The following is an 18075-nucleotide window of genomic DNA, read 5'->3' as shown; positions in this document are numbered from 1 at the left end:
AAGAGGATAAATCAAGATTTCGTCTAATTAGTAGGATGGGTCAATTTTATTTTGATAGAAGATAAAAGGGGTTGGATGAATTGACGAATACGACAGCAAATAAGATGGAACAGAAATTTCAGGACCTGACACAGCGGATTACAAGTTACAATGAAGCAATCGGATTAATGATCTGGGATTTGCGAACTGGAGCACCGAAGAAAGGTGTCGAACAACGTTCAGAAGTCATCGGGATGCTATCTTCAGAAGTATTCAAGCTTTCTACATCAGAAGAGATGAAAGATTGTTTGGATCATCTTCGTGAGGAATCCGTCCACACGAATTTAAATGTGATCACCAAACGTGCCGTTGAAGAAGCAAATGAAGAATATGAGCGTAACAGGAAAATTCCTGAGGAAGAATACAAAGAGTATATCATTACACAATCCAAAGCTGAGAACGTATGGGAGGAAGCGAAGGCCAATTCTGACTTCTCGATGCTTCAACCATACCTTGAAAAGCTGGTCGATTATAAAAAGAAATTCGTGAACTATTGGGGGTATGAAGGCCATCCTTATAATACTCTTCTCGATCTTTATGAACCTGGGGTGACTGTTGATACGATCGATCGAGTATTCAATCAGCTTCGTGAAGCCATCGTTCCACTCGTAAAGGAAGTTGTAGAATCAAAGCATCAACCTGAAACTTCCTTTTTGTTTGAATCATTCCCAGCAAGTAAACAACAAGCATTCAGTATGCATGTGCTCGATCAGATGGGTTATGACTTCAAGGCCGGGCGACTGGACGAAACAAGCCATCCATTTGCAATCGGTCTGAACCCTGGCGATGTCCGTGTTACAACAAAATATGATGAGTCGGATTTCAGGACAGCTGTATTCGGAACCATCCATGAAGGCGGTCACGCTTTATATGAACAAAATATAAGTGATGATTTAATCGGGACGCTACTATGTACGGGAACCTCCATGGGCATACATGAGTCACAATCGCTATTCTGGGAGAATTTCGTCGGACGTAATTACGCTTTCTGGGAAAACAATTATGATGCATTCAAATCTTATGCAAATGGACAGTTCGACAACGTTTCAATCGATGATTTTTATCGTGCAATCAATGTCGCTGGACCATCCTTGATCCGGATTGAAGCAGATGAAATGACATATCCGCTACACATCATCATCCGTTACGAGATTGAAAAGGGATTGTTCAGCAATCAGATTCAAGTGAAGGATCTTCCTGAAGTATGGAATGAAAAAATGAATGAGTACCTTGGCATACGACCAAAAAATGATGCTGAAGGTGTGCTCCAGGATATCCATTGGTCAGGTGGCGATTTCGGATATTTCCCTTCTTACGCTCTCGGATATATCTATGCTGCTCAATTAAAGAATGCGATGCTGAAGGATTTACCGGATTTTGATCAGAAATTGAAGGACGGTAACCTGCTTCCGATCAAGCAATGGTTGACTGAAAATGTCCACCAACACGGAAAGATGAAAAAGCCGATTGAAATTATCAAAGATGTGACAGGAGAAGGATTGAACGCTGAGCATCTTATCCGCTACCTATCAGATAAGTATCGGGATGTCTATAAGATCAAATAAAATCATAAAGAAAAATCCCCACCTTTTATTTGGTTACAAGTGGGGATTTCTCTTCTGGATCTTCTTTAGTATTTCATCTTTTTCCTTTTCATCAATGATGGATAGCCAATTCAACAAACAAGTATAGTATGAAAGTTTTTTCTTAATATGATTAGACATAAGTAAGCTTCTCTCCTTTTTGCCTTTGTGCAACATATTTTCTTAATTACAATATATGTAGCTAGGAGAAAAATGAGACTACTTCTTTCTTCGTGACATTGAAATGTTTTAAATCATCGGTTTCGTGAAAAGGTATGGATAACAATAACCATTTAGGGGAGTGTTGATTATGGCTTTTGAAAATCCAGAACAAGAAACAATTCGTCATATCTTGAAAACAAAGAAACGGATTGCTGTGGTAGGTTTATCTGATAAACCAAATCGGACCTCCTATCAAGTGTCCAAGTATATGAAGGATAATGGCTATGAGATCATCCCAGTGAATCCGACGATTGAAGAGTCGATGGGAATGAAAGCCTATCCATCTCTTAAGGATGTTGAAGGACCGATCGATATTGTAAATGTGTTCCGACGAAGTGAAGAACTGCCTAAGGTTGCTGAGGAAGCAAAAGAAGTGAATCCAGATGTTTTTTGGGCACAATTAGGGATTCAGAATGAACAAGCAGCAGAAATTCTGTCTAGCACGGATACCACAGTCATTATGGATCGTTGCATCAAAGTTGAACATGCTTCTATGTGATGCAAGAACCACCTGGAAAAGGGTGGTTCTTTCGTCTTTATGAATGAAAAGCAATCCATTCGGGCAAAACGAATGATAAAATGAAGAAAGTGGAACATGTGCGTATGATATAATGATTCATTGTGAGTTGTTCAAAAGAGAGAGTATAATGCACACGAATCATGAACATTGTAACAAGTAAACATTGTATGTGAACAAATGTTCTGATAATATACAATTAAAAAATGGATTGTCTGAGTTTTTGAAAGGGGCACGAGGGTTTTGGCTACAAAAGAACAGCTATCATATAATGATGATGCCATTCAGGTGTTGGAGGGTCTAGAGGCTGTCCGCAAACGACCTGGTATGTATATCGGTAGTACAGATAGTCGAGGATTACATCATCTCGTATATGAAATTGTAGACAATGCAGTGGATGAAGCATTAGCGGGTTATGGAAATGCCATCACTGTCAAAATACATAAAGATAACAGCATCAGTGTGGTGGATGAAGGGCGAGGTATGCCAACCGGTATCCATAAGACAGGGAAACCAACACCTGAGGTTATCTTCACCGTCTTGCACGCCGGTGGGAAATTCGGACAAGGTGGCTATAAGACGAGTGGAGGACTTCACGGCGTCGGTTCATCCGTCGTGAATGCCCTTTCTGAATGGTTGGAAGTAACCATCCATCGAGATGGAATCATATATAACCAGCGTTTCGTAAATGGTGGGAAGCCCGCTTCTACTTTAGAAAAAGTGGGTACGACAAAAAAGACGGGCACAATTGTCCATTTCAAGCCAGATCCGACGATTTTTTCGACGACGACATTCAACTTTGAAACATTGAGTGAACGTCTTCGTGAAGCAGCTTTCCTGCTTAAAGGCATGAAAATCGAGCTTGAGGATCTACGCGATAATGATAACGAGAAGACCATATTCCAATATGAAACAGGGGTTGAAGCGTTCGTCCATTACTTGAATGAGGAAAAGGATACGTTACACCCTGTCGTGTCTTTCCAGGGTTATCAAAATGCAATTGAAGTTGAATTTGCCTTCCAATTCAACGATGGCTATTCAGAGAATATGCTGTCCTTTGTCAATAACGTCCGAACAAGGGATGGAGGCACCCATGAATCAGGTTCCAAAACGGCAATGACACGTGTATTCAATGAATATGCACGTAAGACAGGACTCTTGAAAGAAAAAGATAAAAATCTGGATGGATCCGACATTCGAGAAGGTCTTACGGCGATTGTTTCGGTAAGGATACCAGAAGAGAAACTCCAATTCGAAGGACAAACGAAGAGCAAGCTGGGTACGAGTGATGCCCGATCTTCTGTCGATGCAGTGGTATCGGAGCAGCTTAACTACTTCCTGGAAGAAAATCCGAAAGTGAGTGAAATGCTCGTCCGTAAAGCGGTAAAAGCATCACAAGCACGGGAAGCTGCGAGGAAAGCGCGTGAGGATGCACGAAACGGAAAGAAAAAGAACCGAAAGGAATCGATGTTGAGCGGAAAGCTGACCCCGGCTTCTTCGAGGAATGCGAATAAGAACGAACTATATCTCGTTGAGGGTGATTCGGCAGGTGGCTCCGCTAAACAGGGGCGTGATCGACGATTCCAAGCGATCCTTCCCCTTCGAGGAAAGGTAATCAATACTGAAAAAGCCAAACTTGCAGACATTTTCAAGAATGAGGAAATCAACACGATCATACATGCCATAGGAGCAGGTGTGGGCGCGGATTTCACGATTAAAGACTCCAATTATGATAAAGTCGTCATCATGACAGATGCCGATACAGACGGCTCGCATATCCAAGTATTGTTGCTTACCTTCTTCTATCGTTACATGAAACCGATGATTGAAGCGGGTAAAGTGTACATCGCCCTTCCTCCGCTTTATAAGATCAGCAAAGGAAAAGGCAAGAAAGAAATCGTTGAATATGCATGGGATGAAGACGGCCTCAAAAAAGCCATCAAAAAAGTCGGTAAAGGATATACGATTCAACGTTACAAAGGTCTTGGTGAGATGAATGCCGATCAGTTATGGGAAACCACAATGAACCCGGAAACTCGTACACTCATTCGTGTTAAGATCGAAGACATTGCAAGAGCAGAACGTCGAGTATCGGTACTGATGGGTGACAAAGTTGAACCTCGACGTAAATGGATTGAATCGAATGTCGCTTTCGGACTGGATGAAGAAACGAACATCTTAGAAAACGAGAACTTGGCTGTAGTTGAGGGGGAGTAAAGTTTTGGCGAACGCAGAAAAATATCTAGATTTACCTTTAGAAGATATCATTGGCGACCGATTTGGTCGATACAGTAAATACATCATTCAAGAACGTGCCCTTCCAGATGCGCGTGATGGATTGAAGCCTGTACAGCGACGTATTCTTTATGCGATGTATCAGGATGGAAATGTAGCTGATAAACCATACCGTAAATCAGCAAAGACGGTTGGTAATGTTATTGGTAACTATCACCCACATGGTGATACCTCGGTTTATGATGCAATGGTCCGTCTAAGTCAAGAATGGAAAGTGCGGAATGTCCTCGTTGAAATGCACGGAAACAACGGAAGCATTGATGGAGATCCTCCAGCAGCAATGCGTTATACTGAAGCGAGACTTTCTCCGATTGCTTCTGAATTGCTAAAGGATATCGAGAAAAATACGGTTGATTTCACACCGAACTTTGATGATACCCAGGAAGAGCCTGTTGTCCTGCCCGCTTTGTTTCCTAGCTTGTTGGTAAATGGTTCGACGGGCATCTCTTCTGGTTATGCGACGGAAATACCACCTCATCATTTGGGTGAAGTCATTGATGCGGTTACGATGCAAATTGATAACCCTGAATGCTCCATCGAGGAGCTGATGACGGTCATCAAAGGACCGGACTTCCCGACAGGTGGTATCATTCAAGGACTAGATGGGATCAAGCAGGCTTATAAGACCGGGAAAGGTAAGATTGTCGTCCGGGCGAAAACAGAGATACAAGAGCTTCGTGGTGGACGCCAACAGATTGTCATTACTGAAATTCCATATGAAGTGAACAAAGCGAATCTCGTAAAGCGGATGGACGAGCTTCGCATTGATAAAAAAGTCGATGGTATCTCAGAAGTTCGTGACGAAACGGACCGTACCGGTCTCCGAATTGTCGTTGAGTTGAAAAAGGACGCAGATGCACAAGGTGTTCTTAATTTCTTGTTCAAAAATACAGACTTACAGATTTCCTATAACTTTAATATGGTTGCAATCCATAATCGCACGCCGCAATTGATGGGCTTGAAACAACTGATGGATGCATATATCCAGCATCAAAGAGAGGTTGTCACGAACCGCTCGAACTATGAGCTGAAGAAAGCACAGGATCGGCAGCACGTTGTTGAAGGCTTGATTAAGGCGATATCGATCTTGGACGAAGTTATTGCAACGATCCGTGCATCAAAAGACAAGAAAGATGCGAAAAACAACCTTATCAGTCAGTTTGAGTTCACAGAACCTCAAGCTGAAGCAATCGTCACCTTGCAGCTTTATCGTCTGACGAATACGGATATCAAGACGTTGGAAGAGGAAGCGGAAGAACTTCAGAAACGAATTCAAGAGCTCCTTGCGATCTTGAACAGTGAGCGAAAACTCCTTACAGTCATCAAAAAGGAACTAGCAAGAGTAAAGAAGAAATATGCTGACGAACGGCGTTCTGTGATTGAAGCAGAGATATCCGAAATCAAGATCAACCTTGAAGTCATGATTCCTTCTGAGGATGTCGTCGTATCCGTAACAAAAGAGGGTTATGTGAAGCGGACAAGTCCTCGTTCGTATTCCGCTTCAAATGGAGAGCCACCTGGGATGAAGGAGACAGACAGGGTTTTAGAGGCATTCCATGCAAACACAACCAATACGTTATTGATTTTCACGAATAAAGGGAATTATTTGTACATCCCTGTCCATGAGCTTCCTGATATCAGATGGAAGGATGCTGGTCAGCATGTGACGAACATCGTTTCCATCGACAGGGATGAATTCATTGTGGATGCGATGATCATCGAGGAATTCAAATCAGACGAATATTTGTTATTCTTCACCAAGAATGGAATGGTAAAGCGAACGGAGCTTTCGAACTATAAAGCACAACGGTATTCTAAACCGCTCGTCGCCCTTAAGTTGAAAGCTGAAGATGAACTTGTTGATGTATATATTACAGACGGTAAGAAAGAAGTTTTCCTTACCACAAGGAATGGCTATGGTCTCTGGTATGATGAAGAGGAAATCAGCATTGTCGGCCAGCGAGCTGCAGGGGTAAAAGCCATCAACTTGAAAGATGGAGACTATGTTGTCAGTGGCTTTGTCAAAGAAAAGCATACAGAAGCCCATATGATATTGGTCACGAATCGTGGCGCCGTGAAGAAAATGCGCTTGAAAAATGAATTTGAAAAGACAACACGGGCAAAACGAGGGGTCGTGATGCTTAGAGAATTGAAGAATAATCCGCATCGAGTCGTTAAAGTCCTGCCTGTCGATGATAATGATCTTGTAACGATGAAATCGGATAAAGGAAAAGAAGAAACAGTCGATCCTGCTCTATTACGACCTGCAGACCGATACAACAATGGTTCATTTATGATTGATGTAACGACTGAAGGGCCCGTCACAGAAGTGTGGAAAATGGAAAAAGAAGAAGAAAGTTAACCTCAAAGAAAGGCTGCCAACTAATTTGGTAGCCTTCTTTATGTTCAAAACTGGTAGAATATAGATAAACCGTAAATAAGGAGGGAGCCATATGGACTTATTTTCGATATTGACCGGAGTAGGTGTATTCTTCTTTCTGATTTTTCTTATCGCTGTCTCCTCGGGGATTAAAAACAGAAGGAAACGATAGAAAATTTGTGTAATGATTATAAGCTCATTATAAAATGGTAGGAGGTCCCTATGGACGCTGAATTTGGAAAGATTGTTTGGCAGGATTTGACCGTAAAAGATGCTGAGAAAATCAAGGATTTTTATTCGGAGGTTGTCGGTTGGACGTCAAAAAATCATCCTATGGGTGATTATGATGATTTCGAAATAAAGCCTTCTAAAGACAGTGAAGAGACGATTGCAGGTATTTGCCATGCAAGAGGATCAAATGCGAATCTGCCACCACAGTGGTTGATGTACGTAAATGTGGAAAATATCGATCAGAGTGTAACAAAGTGCGAGGAACTAGGCGGAAGGGTGCTGGACGGACCAAGGACAATGGGTCCGAACCGCTTCTGTGTGATTCAAGATCCGGAAGGTGCTGTTCTTGCATTGATTTCAAACCAGGAATAATACGCCAATCGAGGGACCTTCAATTAGGTCCCTTCTTTTTTTTTTGAATATTAACTGGAATCTCGATAAAACTAAGGTCATGGAGGGTGATTCTATGGATAAAGAACGGTTTGCTGCAGTGAGGAAAGATGAGAACGGAAATATACAAATGTTCAAAACAAGCTCGGGTAGAGAATTATCTTATCCTGAGGCCATTCAAGAAGTTGACGAAGAAAGAATTGAAGGGGTCAGTGTTATTCGTGAAAAGGACGGGGAGACCTACATCAGGTCCAATCCTGACAATCGAAAGGACAACAATTTGGATGGATTGCCGATTTTTTAAGGGCTGGGAGATCCAGCCTTTTGCTATGAGCATATCAATTTCAATCCTAATGAAATCATGATAATATACATTCGTAACAATAGTTACTATAAAAAAGTAACAAAATAACAAATTGGAGGCATTTTTTCATGGCAGAAGTCTTATATATTACAGCAAATCCTAAATCGGTAGAGGAATCCCTCAGTTTAGCAGTTGGAGAAGAATTCATCCAAACATATCGAGAAGCAAATCCGAATGATGAAGTGATTCGTCTCAATCTATATGATTATGACATCCCTTATATTGATACAGACGTGTTCAATGGCTGGGGAAAGCTACAGCAAGGTCAAGCATATGAAGAACTAAGTCTGGACGAACAGGATAAGGTAAGAAGAATCAATGTACTTACAGAGCAATTCAAGAAGGCAGATAAGTATGTGTTTGTAACACCACTTTGGAACTTTGGTGTACCACCGAAAATGAAAGCTTATATCGATACCATTTCGATTGCAGGATCAACCTTCAAATATACGGAAAATGGTCCAGTCGGATTGCTCGAAAACAAAAAAGCGCTCCACATTCAGGCTCGTGGCGGCATTTATTCTGAAGGTCCAGCAGCTGAGCTTGAAATGGGCGACAGATACATTAAAGCGGTGATGGGATTCCTAGGAGTAGATGATTATAACTCAATCATTATTGAAGGGCATGCAATGATGCCGGATAAGACGGATGAGATTAAAGCTGAGGCTATGGATAAGGCAAAAACAATCGCTCAAACATTCTAATCTAATAAAAAGCTGACCTTAAATGGTCAGCCTTTTTCTATTCATTATGCGGTCGATAAGGGACTTGGTCCAATGGGATGGCTAAAGAATAATCATAGCCATACGAATCGGAGTGTACAGCTCCATTCTGATAGTCCATAACGGAATCATTCAATGGGTTTGCATTCTTCGACTCTGTCTCTATTGGAAGATGTGTTAATGGGATTTCCTGCTTGTGATCAAACATCATGGTACCTCCTGCGTTATTTAGATGTCCAAATTTTATTCGCCACTAATGGAAGGATACCTTCATAAATTATGTGCATTTTCAATTTTTATACAAAACGATTCCTCAATGATTTAATAGGAAAAAATTGCTTATGAATAAGTATTGCCCATAAAGAATTAATATGTTACCTTTAAGTCACATATTAAACAGACACATTCATCTAAGGAGGATTCGAATTATGCCAAATGATTTTCGTACTGAATTAACCGTTGAGGCACCTAGAGATGCACTATACAAAGCCATTTACACTGAAGATGGAGTAAGGGGCTGGTGGACCAGGTTTGCAGATATCGGTGAACAAGAAGGCACTAAATCAACTTTCCGATTTCCTGCGGCAGGTTTTTACGTGATAACTCGAACGGAAGAGTTAACCCTAAATGAACAAGTGATTTGGAAGGTCGTTGAATCCAAGCATCCCGAATCAAGTGGATTTGAAGATCTTGAGGACTGGACTGGGACGACCATCCGTTTTCAAATCGAACCAGCAGGTGACAACCAAAGTAAATTGGTATTCGTCCACGAGGGTTTAACTCCACAGCTGGAATGCTACGATGCATGTGAACGAGGATGGGGTCATTATATACACAGTCTCAAATCTTACGTGGAAACAGGTGAAGGTTCTCCGTACGATGATGACTCGGTTGACAACATCAAATGGAAATAAAGATGAGGGCGGTCTAAAAAAGGCTGCCTTCGTTTTTGGTTTGAGCATATTACTCATTCACATCGGTCCTTCCATGCTAGGATACAGTTAAACCGCGAAGGAGGGGTTCCATTGCCGCAATTCCTGTTTAAAGTTCTGGAGGTACAAACGGTTGATGGACAATCGTCAGATAAACAGTTGATCAATCGAGTCGCTTCTGTGGATGCAGAAGTTATTGATAAAGATACGGGTCAGATCATTTGTCATGCTGTATTTGATGTCATATTCAACGATGATGGCGTCTTTCCCTCCGTGAAGTCCATTAATGCAATTGATGCCCCCAAGTATATAAAAACAGAACTTCTCTTCCGCTCAAAACGTTATATTAAACGCTTAAGAAAGTGGTTGTGATTGGATTACAACCACAATTTAAATATTCTAAATCTTGACAATTTTCTATTCTTAAAATAATCTAACCTCATACGTCATTAAGTTAAAAGGAGGAAAAGTCGATTCGCTAAATTAATTCACACGATAAAAACGAAACGTTTCAACCACTTACATAATGCAAATACACAGCAGGTCATTGAGATGAACAGTTCGATAATTTCACCCGAAATGGAGGAGAACGAATGAAAAAGAAAGTAAGAGTAGCGATCATTGGAGCGGGAGCTATTGCAGAGGGTGTCCATATCCCCAATTACCTGAAATGCGAAGAAAAAGTAGAGCTTGTCGCTGTATGTGATGTTATTGAAGAAAAGGCGAAGGCATTGGCACAGAAAGTGAACATTCCTTATGCTTTTTCCTCATACGAAGAAATGTTCAAATCCGTCGAAATTGACGCGGTGAGCATTTGTACACCGAATAAGTTCCACTATCCTGCAACCATTGCTGCATTAAATGCTGGCTGCCATGTCCTATGTGAAAAGCCTCCAGCAATGACTGTTGAGGAGGCTACAGAGATGGCAGAAACCGCTGAGAAAGTCGGAAAAATCCTGACATATGGATTCCACTTCCGCCATGCTCCCGAGGTTGAAGCGTTGAAACGTTTCACTGAACAGGGTGAACTCGGAGAAATATATGCCGCTCGCGTTACAGCCATGCGTCGTCGCGGAATTCCAGGCTGGGGCGTATTTACGAATAAAGAGCTCCAGGGTGGCGGACCGCTGATTGATATCGGTGTCCATATGCTGGATACAGCCTTATACCTGATGGACTATCCAGAACCGGACACGGTGTTTGGCGTCACCTACCAGAAGCTAGGAAAACGAAAAGGTGTCGGTCTCATGGGTGAATGGGATTGGGAAAACTTCTCGATTGAGGATATGGCACGTGGAATGATTACATTCAAAAACGGTGCTTCCATTTTACTGGACACAGCTTTTGCAGCGAATGTCGAGAAGCATGATGATATGAATGTAAGCTTGATGGGGGATAAAGGTGGTGCAGATGTCTTCCCGCTAAAGATTTATCAAGAAAAGCATGACCTCTTAGTTAATACGACTCCTTCTCATCTGCCTCATAAAGGCAATCATGAACTCGAAATCGAACGGTTTGTTGAAGCATGCCTAACGGGTGGTCCGACAATAAGCAACGGTGTAGAAGGTGTCTACCTGCAACAAATCATCAATGGGTTGTACGAATCAGCAGAAAAAGGCGAAGCGATCAAGCTGCAACGAGCGATCCAGGTTTAAGTCAAAGCAAGGAGGAATGGTATGAAACGTTTGAAAGCAGGAATTATCGGGACAGGCTTTTCAGCAATGTCTCATTTAGAAGCATTGAAAAGGTTACCGAATGTTGAAGTCGTAGCGATTGCTTCGAGTAAACGTGAGAAAGCGGAACGAGTTGCGCGCCAGTATCATATTGAAAAAGCATTCGATCAAGTCGATGAAATGATTCAGGACCCAGATATAGACGTTATACACAATTGTTCATCCAATCATCTTCACTTTCCTTTCAACAAAGAAGTCCTGCAAGCGGGCAAGCACTTATTGTCGGAAAAGCCTCTAGCCTTGAACAGTAAAGAATCCGCTGAGCTAAACGCGATCGCATCTGAGACGAATCGTGTGAGTGCCGTATGCTTCAACTACCGTCACTATCCGATGGTCAGAGAAATGAAGGAACAAATCCTTAGTGGTAATCCAGGAAGAGTGAATCTTGTGTACGGTGGCTATGTGCAGGATTGGTGTTTATATGATACCGATTATAGCTGGCGAATGGATGAGGAGAAAAATGGTCCTTCCCGTGCAATCGCGGATATCGGTTCTCATTGGTGTGATACGGTCCAATACATCCTCGGTAAACGAATTGTTGAAGTCTTCGCAGATCTGAAGACCGTGCACGAAACGCGGAAGAAACCAACATCTGATGTGACGACATTTTCTTCCGTCCAAGCGGAGGATACAGAGGACGTCGCAATACAGACAGAAGATTACGGAAGTGTACTCGTTCACTTTGAGGACGGGGTTCATGGTGTGTTCACGGTTTCTCAAGTCAGTCCAGGCCGTAAGAACAAATTTTATTTTGATATCACAACAGCGCATGAGACGTTCTCCTGGGACCAAGAACAACCGAACAGGTTATGGATCGGGCGTCGTAATGAAGCAAACCGAGAATTGGTGAAGGATCCAGGGCTGTTAACGTCTGAAGCAGCAAAATATGCCCATTACCCAGGTGGTCATCAGGAAGGCTGGCCAGACGGATTGAAGAACTTGATGGTTGATTTTTACGGGGAAATTGAAAAGCGAGATCGTATTCAGGATGATACTTATGGGAACACTTCCTCATTTGCCACTTTGGAAGATGGTCATCGAATCATGACACTGATTGAAGCAATCCTTGAAAGTCATGAACGCAAGCAATGGGTTCAAATTTCAAATATGAGGTGATGGTATATGAAGCTTGGAGTTTTTACCGTATTATTCGGAGATAAATCATTTGAAGAGATGCTGGATCATGTGAAAGAGAGCGGGTTACAAGCCGTAGAAATTGGAACAGGATGTTTTCCTGGTACAGCGCACAGTAATCCCGAAGAACTGTTGGAGGATGCGAATGCTCGGTCACAATATTTACAAAAGGTCCATGACCGTGGTTTGACGATTAGTGCATTCAGCTGTCACGGGAATCCGCTCTCTCCAGATAAGAATTTCGCGCAAGCCTCTGACGAAGCGTTGCGCCGCTCGATCAAGCTGGCTTCCATGATGGATGTTCCTGTCGTGAACTGCTTTTCTGGAACTGCGGGCGATCACGAAGGGGCTACTTATCCGAACTGGCCTGTAACTCCTTGGCCAGGTGAGTTTCGTGACATTTACGAATGGCAATGGGAAAACAAACTGATTCCATATTGGAAAGAGATCGGCGAGTATGCGGAAGCATACGGAGTGAAAATCGGCCTAGAATTGCACGGCGGATTCATGGTCCATACACCTTATACAATGCTGAAGCTTCGAGAGGCGACCTGTGATGCGATTGGAGCTAATCTTGATCCGAGTCACCTTTGGTGGCAAGGCATTGATCCTGTTGCTGCGATAAAAATCCTTGGTGAAGCGAATGCGATCCATCACTTCCATGCGAAGGACACGTACATCGATCAAGACAATGTGAATATGTACGGATTGACAGATATGCAGCCTTATCATGAAGTGAAAACGAGGGCATGGACCTTCCGCTCTGTTGGATGTGGTCACAGTCTAGAGGAATGGTCCAATATCATCAGTACACTTCGGATCTACGGCTATGATCATGTTATCAGCATTGAACATGAAGATCCAATCATGTCAGTGGATGAAGGCTTTAACCGAGCCGTTACCAACCTGAAATCTGTTCTGATTTCGGAAAAGCCATCTCAAATGTATTGGGCCTAACTCGTTAGACAGCTGATTCTACTAGAAGAGAATAGAGAAACAATCAATTCAGTAAATCGAGTATGAAATCGAAATGGTTTTATACTCGATTTTTTATCCCCCTTTAATAATGATCATTAAAGCCGACATATAAGATGAAACTTCCCTGAACATTATTCGTATGTAAAATAAAGGAATTGAAAAAGGGGGAAATTAAAGTGTGGGAACATAAATTTGTTAAGGTTAAATTATCATCTTTCAAGCTTAAGCCTCAGGAAGATTATCGTGAAATTGTTCATGAACATGAAAAACAAGGCTGGGAATTAGTTCAAATATTTGCTCCAGGGATTAAAAACTATGGAACACCTGATTATTTCGAACTGATTTTTAAGCGTCAGACAGAAGAATAACCAAATAGGATAACCTCTAATTTCTTAAAATCTAACGACAGAGTATGTAAGGAGAGGAACTGAAAATGAATATAAGACTTGCCGAAAATAAAGACATTTCACAACTCGTAAGAATGAGGTGGGATTTTACCATTGAATATGATGAAAGTAAAAAGACGGCATCTTATGATGATTTTGAATTGGAATGTAAAGCTTTTTTAGAAGATGCGATTAAAGGTAATCAATGGTTTATTTGGGTTGCAGAGGTAAATGAAAGAGTTGTATCCCATATTTACATAGAATTGATCCACAAAGTTCCGCGTCCAGGTAGACAAACTTACCCATTTGCTTTTATGACGAATGTATATACGGTTAAAGATTTTAGAAATAAAAGGATCGGAAGCAAACTTCTTTCCACTATAAATGAATGGGCCAAGGAAAATCGGTATGAATTCATCATCGTATGGCCGAGCGAGGAAAGCATCAACTATTATAAGAAAAACGGTTATGTACATTGTACAGAACCGATGGAACATTTTATAACTTAAAATTATACTAGCAACCAAAGCTCAGAGACCATTACCTCTGAGCTTTTTTGAAACAATAGATTCAATAAATATTGAATTATTTATACAACAAATATAGAATAATAATAACCAGTTTTTAGAAATGGAGGCTATTATGGAACGATTACAAGCTACCAGCAGAAAGCGTAAAACGTATCAAGTGGAAATTAAACATTCTTTATTGTGGGAGTGTGCATTAGGGATTGCAGCGGTAACAAATAGACCTTTGCATCATACGCTTGAGAAAACGGCTGAGGATTGGCAGAAGATGAGGGAGCGGTTATCACCTGGAGCAGCAAAGGCTCTGAAGGATGTGGAGGAAAACAATACATGGAAGACGTTGTTACAGCTTTTGCATGAAGACGACTTCAGCACGATTGAAGAATTTATCTGGTACATACATGAATTGCCTGAGCAACAGTTAAAAGAAATAGCTATTCCTTTCTTAGGTGAGGAATACGAGAGGGAACGTGAAAGGGCTGCACGAGGGGATCAAACTGCGATAGATGTCTTAAAACAAGCTTCAGAAGGGCACCTTTTCATTCCTCGTTATATTGAATACATTACCTCGGTTGACCCGATAGAGCTAAAAGATCATTTAACCACTGTAATGCAGGGCTGGTATGAGGACATCATCTTGAAGGAAGCGGATGAAGTGGTCCCCATCTTAGAGAAAGATGCTGCTGCTAAGTGGGAAATGGTAGAGATATTGGCTTCTGAAAAGCTGGTGGAATGGGCGACGGGTGGGATTGAGTATTTACCTGAGCCAGGTGTTCATCGAGTATTACTTATCCCACATACGATTTACCGGCCATGGAACATGGAAGCGGATTTAGAGGGAACGAAGGTCTTCTACTATCCAGTTGCCGATGAAAGTTTGGAGCAAGGAGACCCATACAAACCAAGTCCTTCTTTAATACAGCGTCACAAAGCGTTAGGTGATGAAGCCAGACTACGGATCGTTAAATTGTTGTCGGAACGTGATCAATCATTACAGGAACTGACGGAGCGGTTGGAAATGGGAAAAACGACTGTACATCACCATTTGAAGTTATTAAGAGCGGCTCAAATTGTTCAAGCGAAGAGCGGAATATACGGGTTGCGAACGAATGTTCTGGAAACGATTTTGCATGACTTGAAGGCTTATATCGATGGTTAGGGAAGAGGGGAGTTGAAAGATGTGAGAGAGCCGGCCATTCATTTCGAAGGAAAAACAAATATTCCACCACTAAAGAAAAATCACCTGGTTTTTCGCCTTATTGGGGGAAATATTATCTCTTTTTTCGGTGATCAGATTTATATGATTGCACTTCCGCTAACGGTATTGGCCGTTTCTGGATCTGCTATGAGTATGGGGATTGTTGCTGCTCTGGAACGGGTACCTGTTTTACTGCAGCCTTTAACAGGTATTCTTTCAGATCGTCTTAACCGGAAATGGCTTTTAATAGGCTGTGATATTGGCAGGGCCATCCTCATTGGATTTATCGCTCTAATGTTCATCACCAATCAATTGATGATCTGGCATGTGTTTTGCTGTGCGTTTATCATCGGCTTATTAAGTCAGATCTACAATACATCCCAATTTGCAACCATCCCTCATTTAGCAAGAAAAGAGGACCTTCCTACGATTAATGCTATCAATACAGGGAGCTTCAATTCTGTGACGATGATAGCACCTGGACTAGGAGGGATAATCATTAGCCTGATGAATCCAGGGTTTGCACTTCTGATTAACAGCATTTCGTTCATACTTGCAGCGCTCACTGTGATTTCAATACCGTATACATACGAAATATCCATAAGAAAGGAGCTTCAGCAAAAAAGTATAAAGGAAGATCTCATTGAAGGTTTTCGCTTTGTTATAAAGACAAAACCAATCCTAATCACGAACATAGCGCAATTGTTTTCCATATTCGGATTAACATTGTTTTTGACGATCCTTGTGTTCCATTTAAAAGATACCATTCATTTAAGTGCAAAAGAAATCGGATTATTACTATCAGTTGGTGGAGGGGCTGCTGTATTAGGAGCAATCAGCTCAAGTTACTTAAAAGAAAAATATACGTATCAAAAGATATTGTTTTATTCTTCATTCGTTGGAGGACTTTCAATTGTATTTTTCGGTTTTATAGATACATTAATTTCGTTGATTATTTTAAATGCAGTGGGAACGTTTGCAGCTTCCATAAAAAATCCATGTATTATAACGATTAGACAGAGAGTGACTCCGGATCACTTGTTAGGACGTGTGCAGGCTACAAGTCGTTTTATGACATGGGGATTCGTGCCAATTGCAGCGTTTTTATCCGGGTTATTTTCTGCTTATTTCGGAACAGCAGTGACAATCATCATTGGAGGGATGATCGCCACAATTGCTGCATTTTTATTTATTCATCCAGCGTTAGATGGAATAAACGATTAATGACGATTCACAATAAAATGCAATCTATATTGTAAAAGTGGAATTTTTCCGTTCCGTCTCAATATCTCGAGTATACTTAATATTGAGACGGGATTTTGTTTTATTTTCAATTGGTTCCTATAATGAATCTTATGTAAACTAGAAAAACAAAAAAGGACAATATAGTTCCTAAGCCCTTATCCCTCTTTTCCTTTTAAAAAAACAGCAAATGCTTTGATTAAGCACTTGCTGTTAACAAATTCATTTTACTTTTATAACGATTTTACCTTTTGCGTGATGTGTTTCACTGAGAGCATGTGCTTCACGTAAATCCTCTTCAGTGAAATCGAAAGTTTCACCGACTATCGGTTTTAATTGCCCGGTCTTGTATAAATCAGCTAGCTTCGTCAGGTGTTCTCCATTAGGCTGTAACCATACAAATCCTGCTTCAACTTTATACTTGGCAGCTTCTTCTTCGTTAGGCGGTTGTACGATTGATACGAGCTTTCCATTTTCTTTCAAGATTTCATAGCTTTTGGATTGGACTTCTCCACCGATCGAATCCAGGACGATGTCGTAATCTTGTAGTACATCTGAGAAATCGGCTTGCTTATAATCAATGATTTCATCTGCTCCAAGTGATTTTAAGAACTCATGATTCTTCTCACTGGCTGTGGTTGCGACATAGGCACCGAAGCTTTTGGCGATCTGGATAGCGAAATTCCCTACACCACCAGCACCAGCGTGGATAAGCACCTTGTCATTTTCTTTGATCTTACCGAAATCAACTAGACATTGCCATGCCGTAAGTCCCGCAAGAGGAATGGAAGCTGCTTCCTCGAAACTCATATCTCCAGGCATTTTCGCCAGTAGGTTCTCTTCGACAGCTACATATTCTGCATAAGTACCATGATTGGTTGTTGCCGGTCTTGTTAAAACACGGTCTCCAACTTCAAATCCCGTAACATTTTCACCTTTTTGTATGATTACCCCAGCTGCATCCCAACCGAGAATGATCGGGAATTCAAATGGGAGCATCTCTTTAAGGTAGCCTTCCCTTACTTTCCAATCAATAGGATTGATAGATGTGGCATGAATTTCAACTAATACCTGTTCATCATTTATAGATGGTGTATTTACTTCACGTTCCTTTAAAGTCTCTTTTCCACCATATTGATCGATAACAATTGCTTTCATCATTAAAACCTCCTTAAAGAAGAAATATAAAACATTTGCAATAA

The 18075-nt window shown here is 41.3% G+C and carries 19 protein-coding genes; 16 read left to right on the top strand and 3 right to left on the bottom strand.

The features are described from left to right. The first annotated feature begins 104 nt into the window (after window positions 1-104). The gene (locus V1497_RS10500) at window positions 105-1604 is read left to right on the top strand and encodes a carboxypeptidase M32 (RefSeq protein WP_349410794.1); all 1500 of its coding nucleotides are present in this window, start codon (window positions 105-107) and stop codon (window positions 1602-1604) included. A gap of 33 nt (window positions 1605-1637) precedes the next feature. On the opposite strand, the gene V1497_RS10495 is transcribed toward V1497_RS10500, so the two are convergent. Next, window positions 1638-1763 (bottom strand): hypothetical protein, encoded by a 126-nt coding sequence (locus V1497_RS10495; RefSeq protein WP_349407511.1) that lies wholly within the window; start codon window positions 1761-1763, stop codon window positions 1638-1640. Window positions 1764-1932: 169 nt separating this feature from the next. On the opposite strand from V1497_RS10495, the gene V1497_RS10490 reads away from it, so the two are divergent. From V1497_RS10490 to V1497_RS10465, 6 genes are all read left to right on the top strand, one after another. After that, complete coding sequence (locus tag V1497_RS10490; RefSeq protein WP_349407510.1) at window positions 1933-2343, top strand: CoA-binding protein; 411 nt, start codon at window positions 1933-1935, stop codon at window positions 2341-2343. 261 nt (window positions 2344-2604) lie between these two features. Next, a complete protein-coding gene (gene parE, locus V1497_RS10485) occupies window positions 2605-4578 on the top strand; it encodes a DNA topoisomerase IV subunit B (RefSeq protein ID WP_349407509.1) in 1974 nt (657 codons plus the stop codon). Between the two features lie 4 nt (window positions 4579-4582). After that, the gene (gene parC / locus V1497_RS10480; RefSeq protein WP_349407508.1) at window positions 4583-7018 is read left to right on the top strand and encodes a DNA topoisomerase IV subunit A; all 2436 of its coding nucleotides are present in this window, start codon (window positions 4583-4585) and stop codon (window positions 7016-7018) included. Window positions 7019-7258: 240 nt separating this feature from the next. Next, window positions 7259-7639, top strand: coding sequence for a VOC family protein (locus V1497_RS10475; protein WP_349407507.1), 381 nt, complete (start codon window positions 7259-7261; stop codon window positions 7637-7639). Window positions 7640-7733: 94 nt separating this feature from the next. Then, window positions 7734-7961 (top strand): DUF3892 domain-containing protein, encoded by a 228-nt coding sequence (locus V1497_RS10470; protein WP_349407506.1) that lies wholly within the window; start codon window positions 7734-7736, stop codon window positions 7959-7961. Window positions 7962-8089: 128 nt separating this feature from the next. Then, complete coding sequence (locus V1497_RS10465; RefSeq protein WP_349407505.1) at window positions 8090-8725, top strand: FMN-dependent NADH-azoreductase; 636 nt, start codon at window positions 8090-8092, stop codon at window positions 8723-8725. 37 nt (window positions 8726-8762) lie between these two features. On the opposite strand, the gene V1497_RS10460 is transcribed toward V1497_RS10465, so the two are convergent. Further along, complete coding sequence (locus V1497_RS10460; RefSeq protein WP_349407504.1) at window positions 8763-8954, bottom strand: hypothetical protein; 192 nt, start codon at window positions 8952-8954, stop codon at window positions 8763-8765. A gap of 217 nt (window positions 8955-9171) precedes the next feature. Between V1497_RS10460 and V1497_RS10455 the strand changes: the two genes are divergently transcribed. The 9 genes from V1497_RS10455 to V1497_RS10415 all read left to right on the top strand — a co-directional run bounded on the left by V1497_RS10455 (window position 9172) and on the right by V1497_RS10415 (window position 16855). After that, window positions 9172-9657 carry an SRPBCC domain-containing protein gene (locus V1497_RS10455; protein ID WP_349407503.1) on the top strand — a complete coding sequence of 162 codons (486 nt, stop codon included), beginning with the start codon at window positions 9172-9174 and terminating at the stop codon, window positions 9655-9657. A 111-nt stretch (window positions 9658-9768) separates the two neighbouring features. Then, window positions 9769-10047: a hypothetical protein gene (locus V1497_RS10450; protein WP_349407502.1), complete on the top strand. Its 279-nt coding sequence runs from the start codon at window positions 9769-9771 to the stop codon at window positions 10045-10047. 221 nt (window positions 10048-10268) lie between these two features. Further along, on the top strand, window positions 10269-11330 hold the full coding sequence (locus V1497_RS10445; protein ID WP_349407501.1) for a Gfo/Idh/MocA family oxidoreductase: 1062 nt from the start codon (window positions 10269-10271) through the stop codon (window positions 11328-11330). Between the two features lie 21 nt (window positions 11331-11351). Then, the gene (locus V1497_RS10440; protein WP_349407500.1) at window positions 11352-12524 is read left to right on the top strand and encodes a Gfo/Idh/MocA family oxidoreductase; all 1173 of its coding nucleotides are present in this window, start codon (window positions 11352-11354) and stop codon (window positions 12522-12524) included. Between the two features lie 6 nt (window positions 12525-12530). Continuing rightward, window positions 12531-13499, top strand: a complete 969-nt coding sequence (locus V1497_RS10435; RefSeq protein WP_349407499.1) for a sugar phosphate isomerase/epimerase — start codon at window positions 12531-12533, stop codon at window positions 13497-13499. Between the two features lie 197 nt (window positions 13500-13696). Further along, complete coding sequence (locus V1497_RS10430; protein ID WP_349407498.1) at window positions 13697-13888, top strand: DUF4177 domain-containing protein; 192 nt, start codon at window positions 13697-13699, stop codon at window positions 13886-13888. 65 nt (window positions 13889-13953) lie between these two features. Beyond that, window positions 13954-14415: a GNAT family N-acetyltransferase gene (locus V1497_RS10425; protein ID WP_349407497.1), complete on the top strand. Its 462-nt coding sequence runs from the start codon at window positions 13954-13956 to the stop codon at window positions 14413-14415. Between the two features lie 133 nt (window positions 14416-14548). Next, window positions 14549-15592, top strand: a complete 1044-nt coding sequence (locus V1497_RS10420; RefSeq protein WP_349407496.1) for a metalloregulator ArsR/SmtB family transcription factor — start codon at window positions 14549-14551, stop codon at window positions 15590-15592. A 21-nt stretch (window positions 15593-15613) separates the two neighbouring features. Further along, window positions 15614-16855 carry an MFS transporter gene (locus V1497_RS10415; protein WP_349410793.1) on the top strand — a complete coding sequence of 414 codons (1242 nt, stop codon included), beginning with the start codon at window positions 15614-15616 and terminating at the stop codon, window positions 16853-16855. Window positions 16856-17095: 240 nt separating this feature from the next. On the opposite strand, the gene V1497_RS10410 is transcribed toward V1497_RS10415, so the two are convergent. Next, a complete protein-coding gene (locus tag V1497_RS10410; protein WP_349410792.1) occupies window positions 17096-18031 on the bottom strand; it encodes an NADP-dependent oxidoreductase in 936 nt (311 codons plus the stop codon). Between the last annotated feature and the right edge of the window lie 44 nt (window positions 18032-18075).

This window comes from Pseudalkalibacillus sp. SCS-8, from assembly GCF_040126055.1.
In the GTDB taxonomy this organism is placed as follows: Bacteria; Bacillota; Bacilli; order Bacillales; family Fictibacillaceae; genus Pseudalkalibacillus; species Pseudalkalibacillus nanhaiensis.
This window is presented reverse-complemented; position numbering and strand designations above follow the sequence as displayed.

Bases quoted from the DNA above. Each gene is read 5' to 3' on its own strand.
- V1497_RS10440 (WP_349407500.1), top strand. From the start codon at position 11,352: ATGAAACGTTTGAAAGCAGGAATTATCGGGACAGGCTTTTCAGCAATG.
- V1497_RS10465 (WP_349407505.1), top strand. From the start codon at position 8,090: ATGGCAGAAGTCTTATATATTACAGCAAATCCTAAATCGGTAGAGGAA.
- V1497_RS10475 (WP_349407507.1), top strand. From the start codon at position 7,259: ATGGACGCTGAATTTGGAAAGATTGTTTGGCAGGATTTGACCGTAAAA.
- V1497_RS10495 (WP_349407511.1), bottom strand. From the start codon at position 1,763: ATGTCTAATCATATTAAGAAAAAACTTTCATACTATACTTGTTTGTTG.
- V1497_RS10460 (WP_349407504.1), bottom strand. From the start codon at position 8,954: ATGATGTTTGATCACAAGCAGGAAATCCCATTAACACATCTTCCAATA.
- V1497_RS10410 (WP_349410792.1), bottom strand. From the start codon at position 18,031: ATGAAAGCAATTGTTATCGATCAATATGGTGGAAAAGAGACTTTAAAG.
- V1497_RS10470 (WP_349407506.1), top strand. From the start codon at position 7,734: ATGGATAAAGAACGGTTTGCTGCAGTGAGGAAAGATGAGAACGGAAAT.
- V1497_RS10420 (WP_349407496.1), top strand. From the start codon at position 14,549: ATGGAACGATTACAAGCTACCAGCAGAAAGCGTAAAACGTATCAAGTG.
- V1497_RS10435 (WP_349407499.1), top strand. From the start codon at position 12,531: ATGAAGCTTGGAGTTTTTACCGTATTATTCGGAGATAAATCATTTGAA.
- V1497_RS10500 (WP_349410794.1), top strand. From the start codon at position 105: ATGGAACAGAAATTTCAGGACCTGACACAGCGGATTACAAGTTACAAT.
- V1497_RS10455 (WP_349407503.1), top strand. From the start codon at position 9,172: ATGCCAAATGATTTTCGTACTGAATTAACCGTTGAGGCACCTAGAGAT.
- V1497_RS10490 (WP_349407510.1), top strand. From the start codon at position 1,933: ATGGCTTTTGAAAATCCAGAACAAGAAACAATTCGTCATATCTTGAAA.
- V1497_RS10425 (WP_349407497.1), top strand. From the start codon at position 13,954: ATGAATATAAGACTTGCCGAAAATAAAGACATTTCACAACTCGTAAGA.
- V1497_RS10445 (WP_349407501.1), top strand. From the start codon at position 10,269: ATGAAAAAGAAAGTAAGAGTAGCGATCATTGGAGCGGGAGCTATTGCA.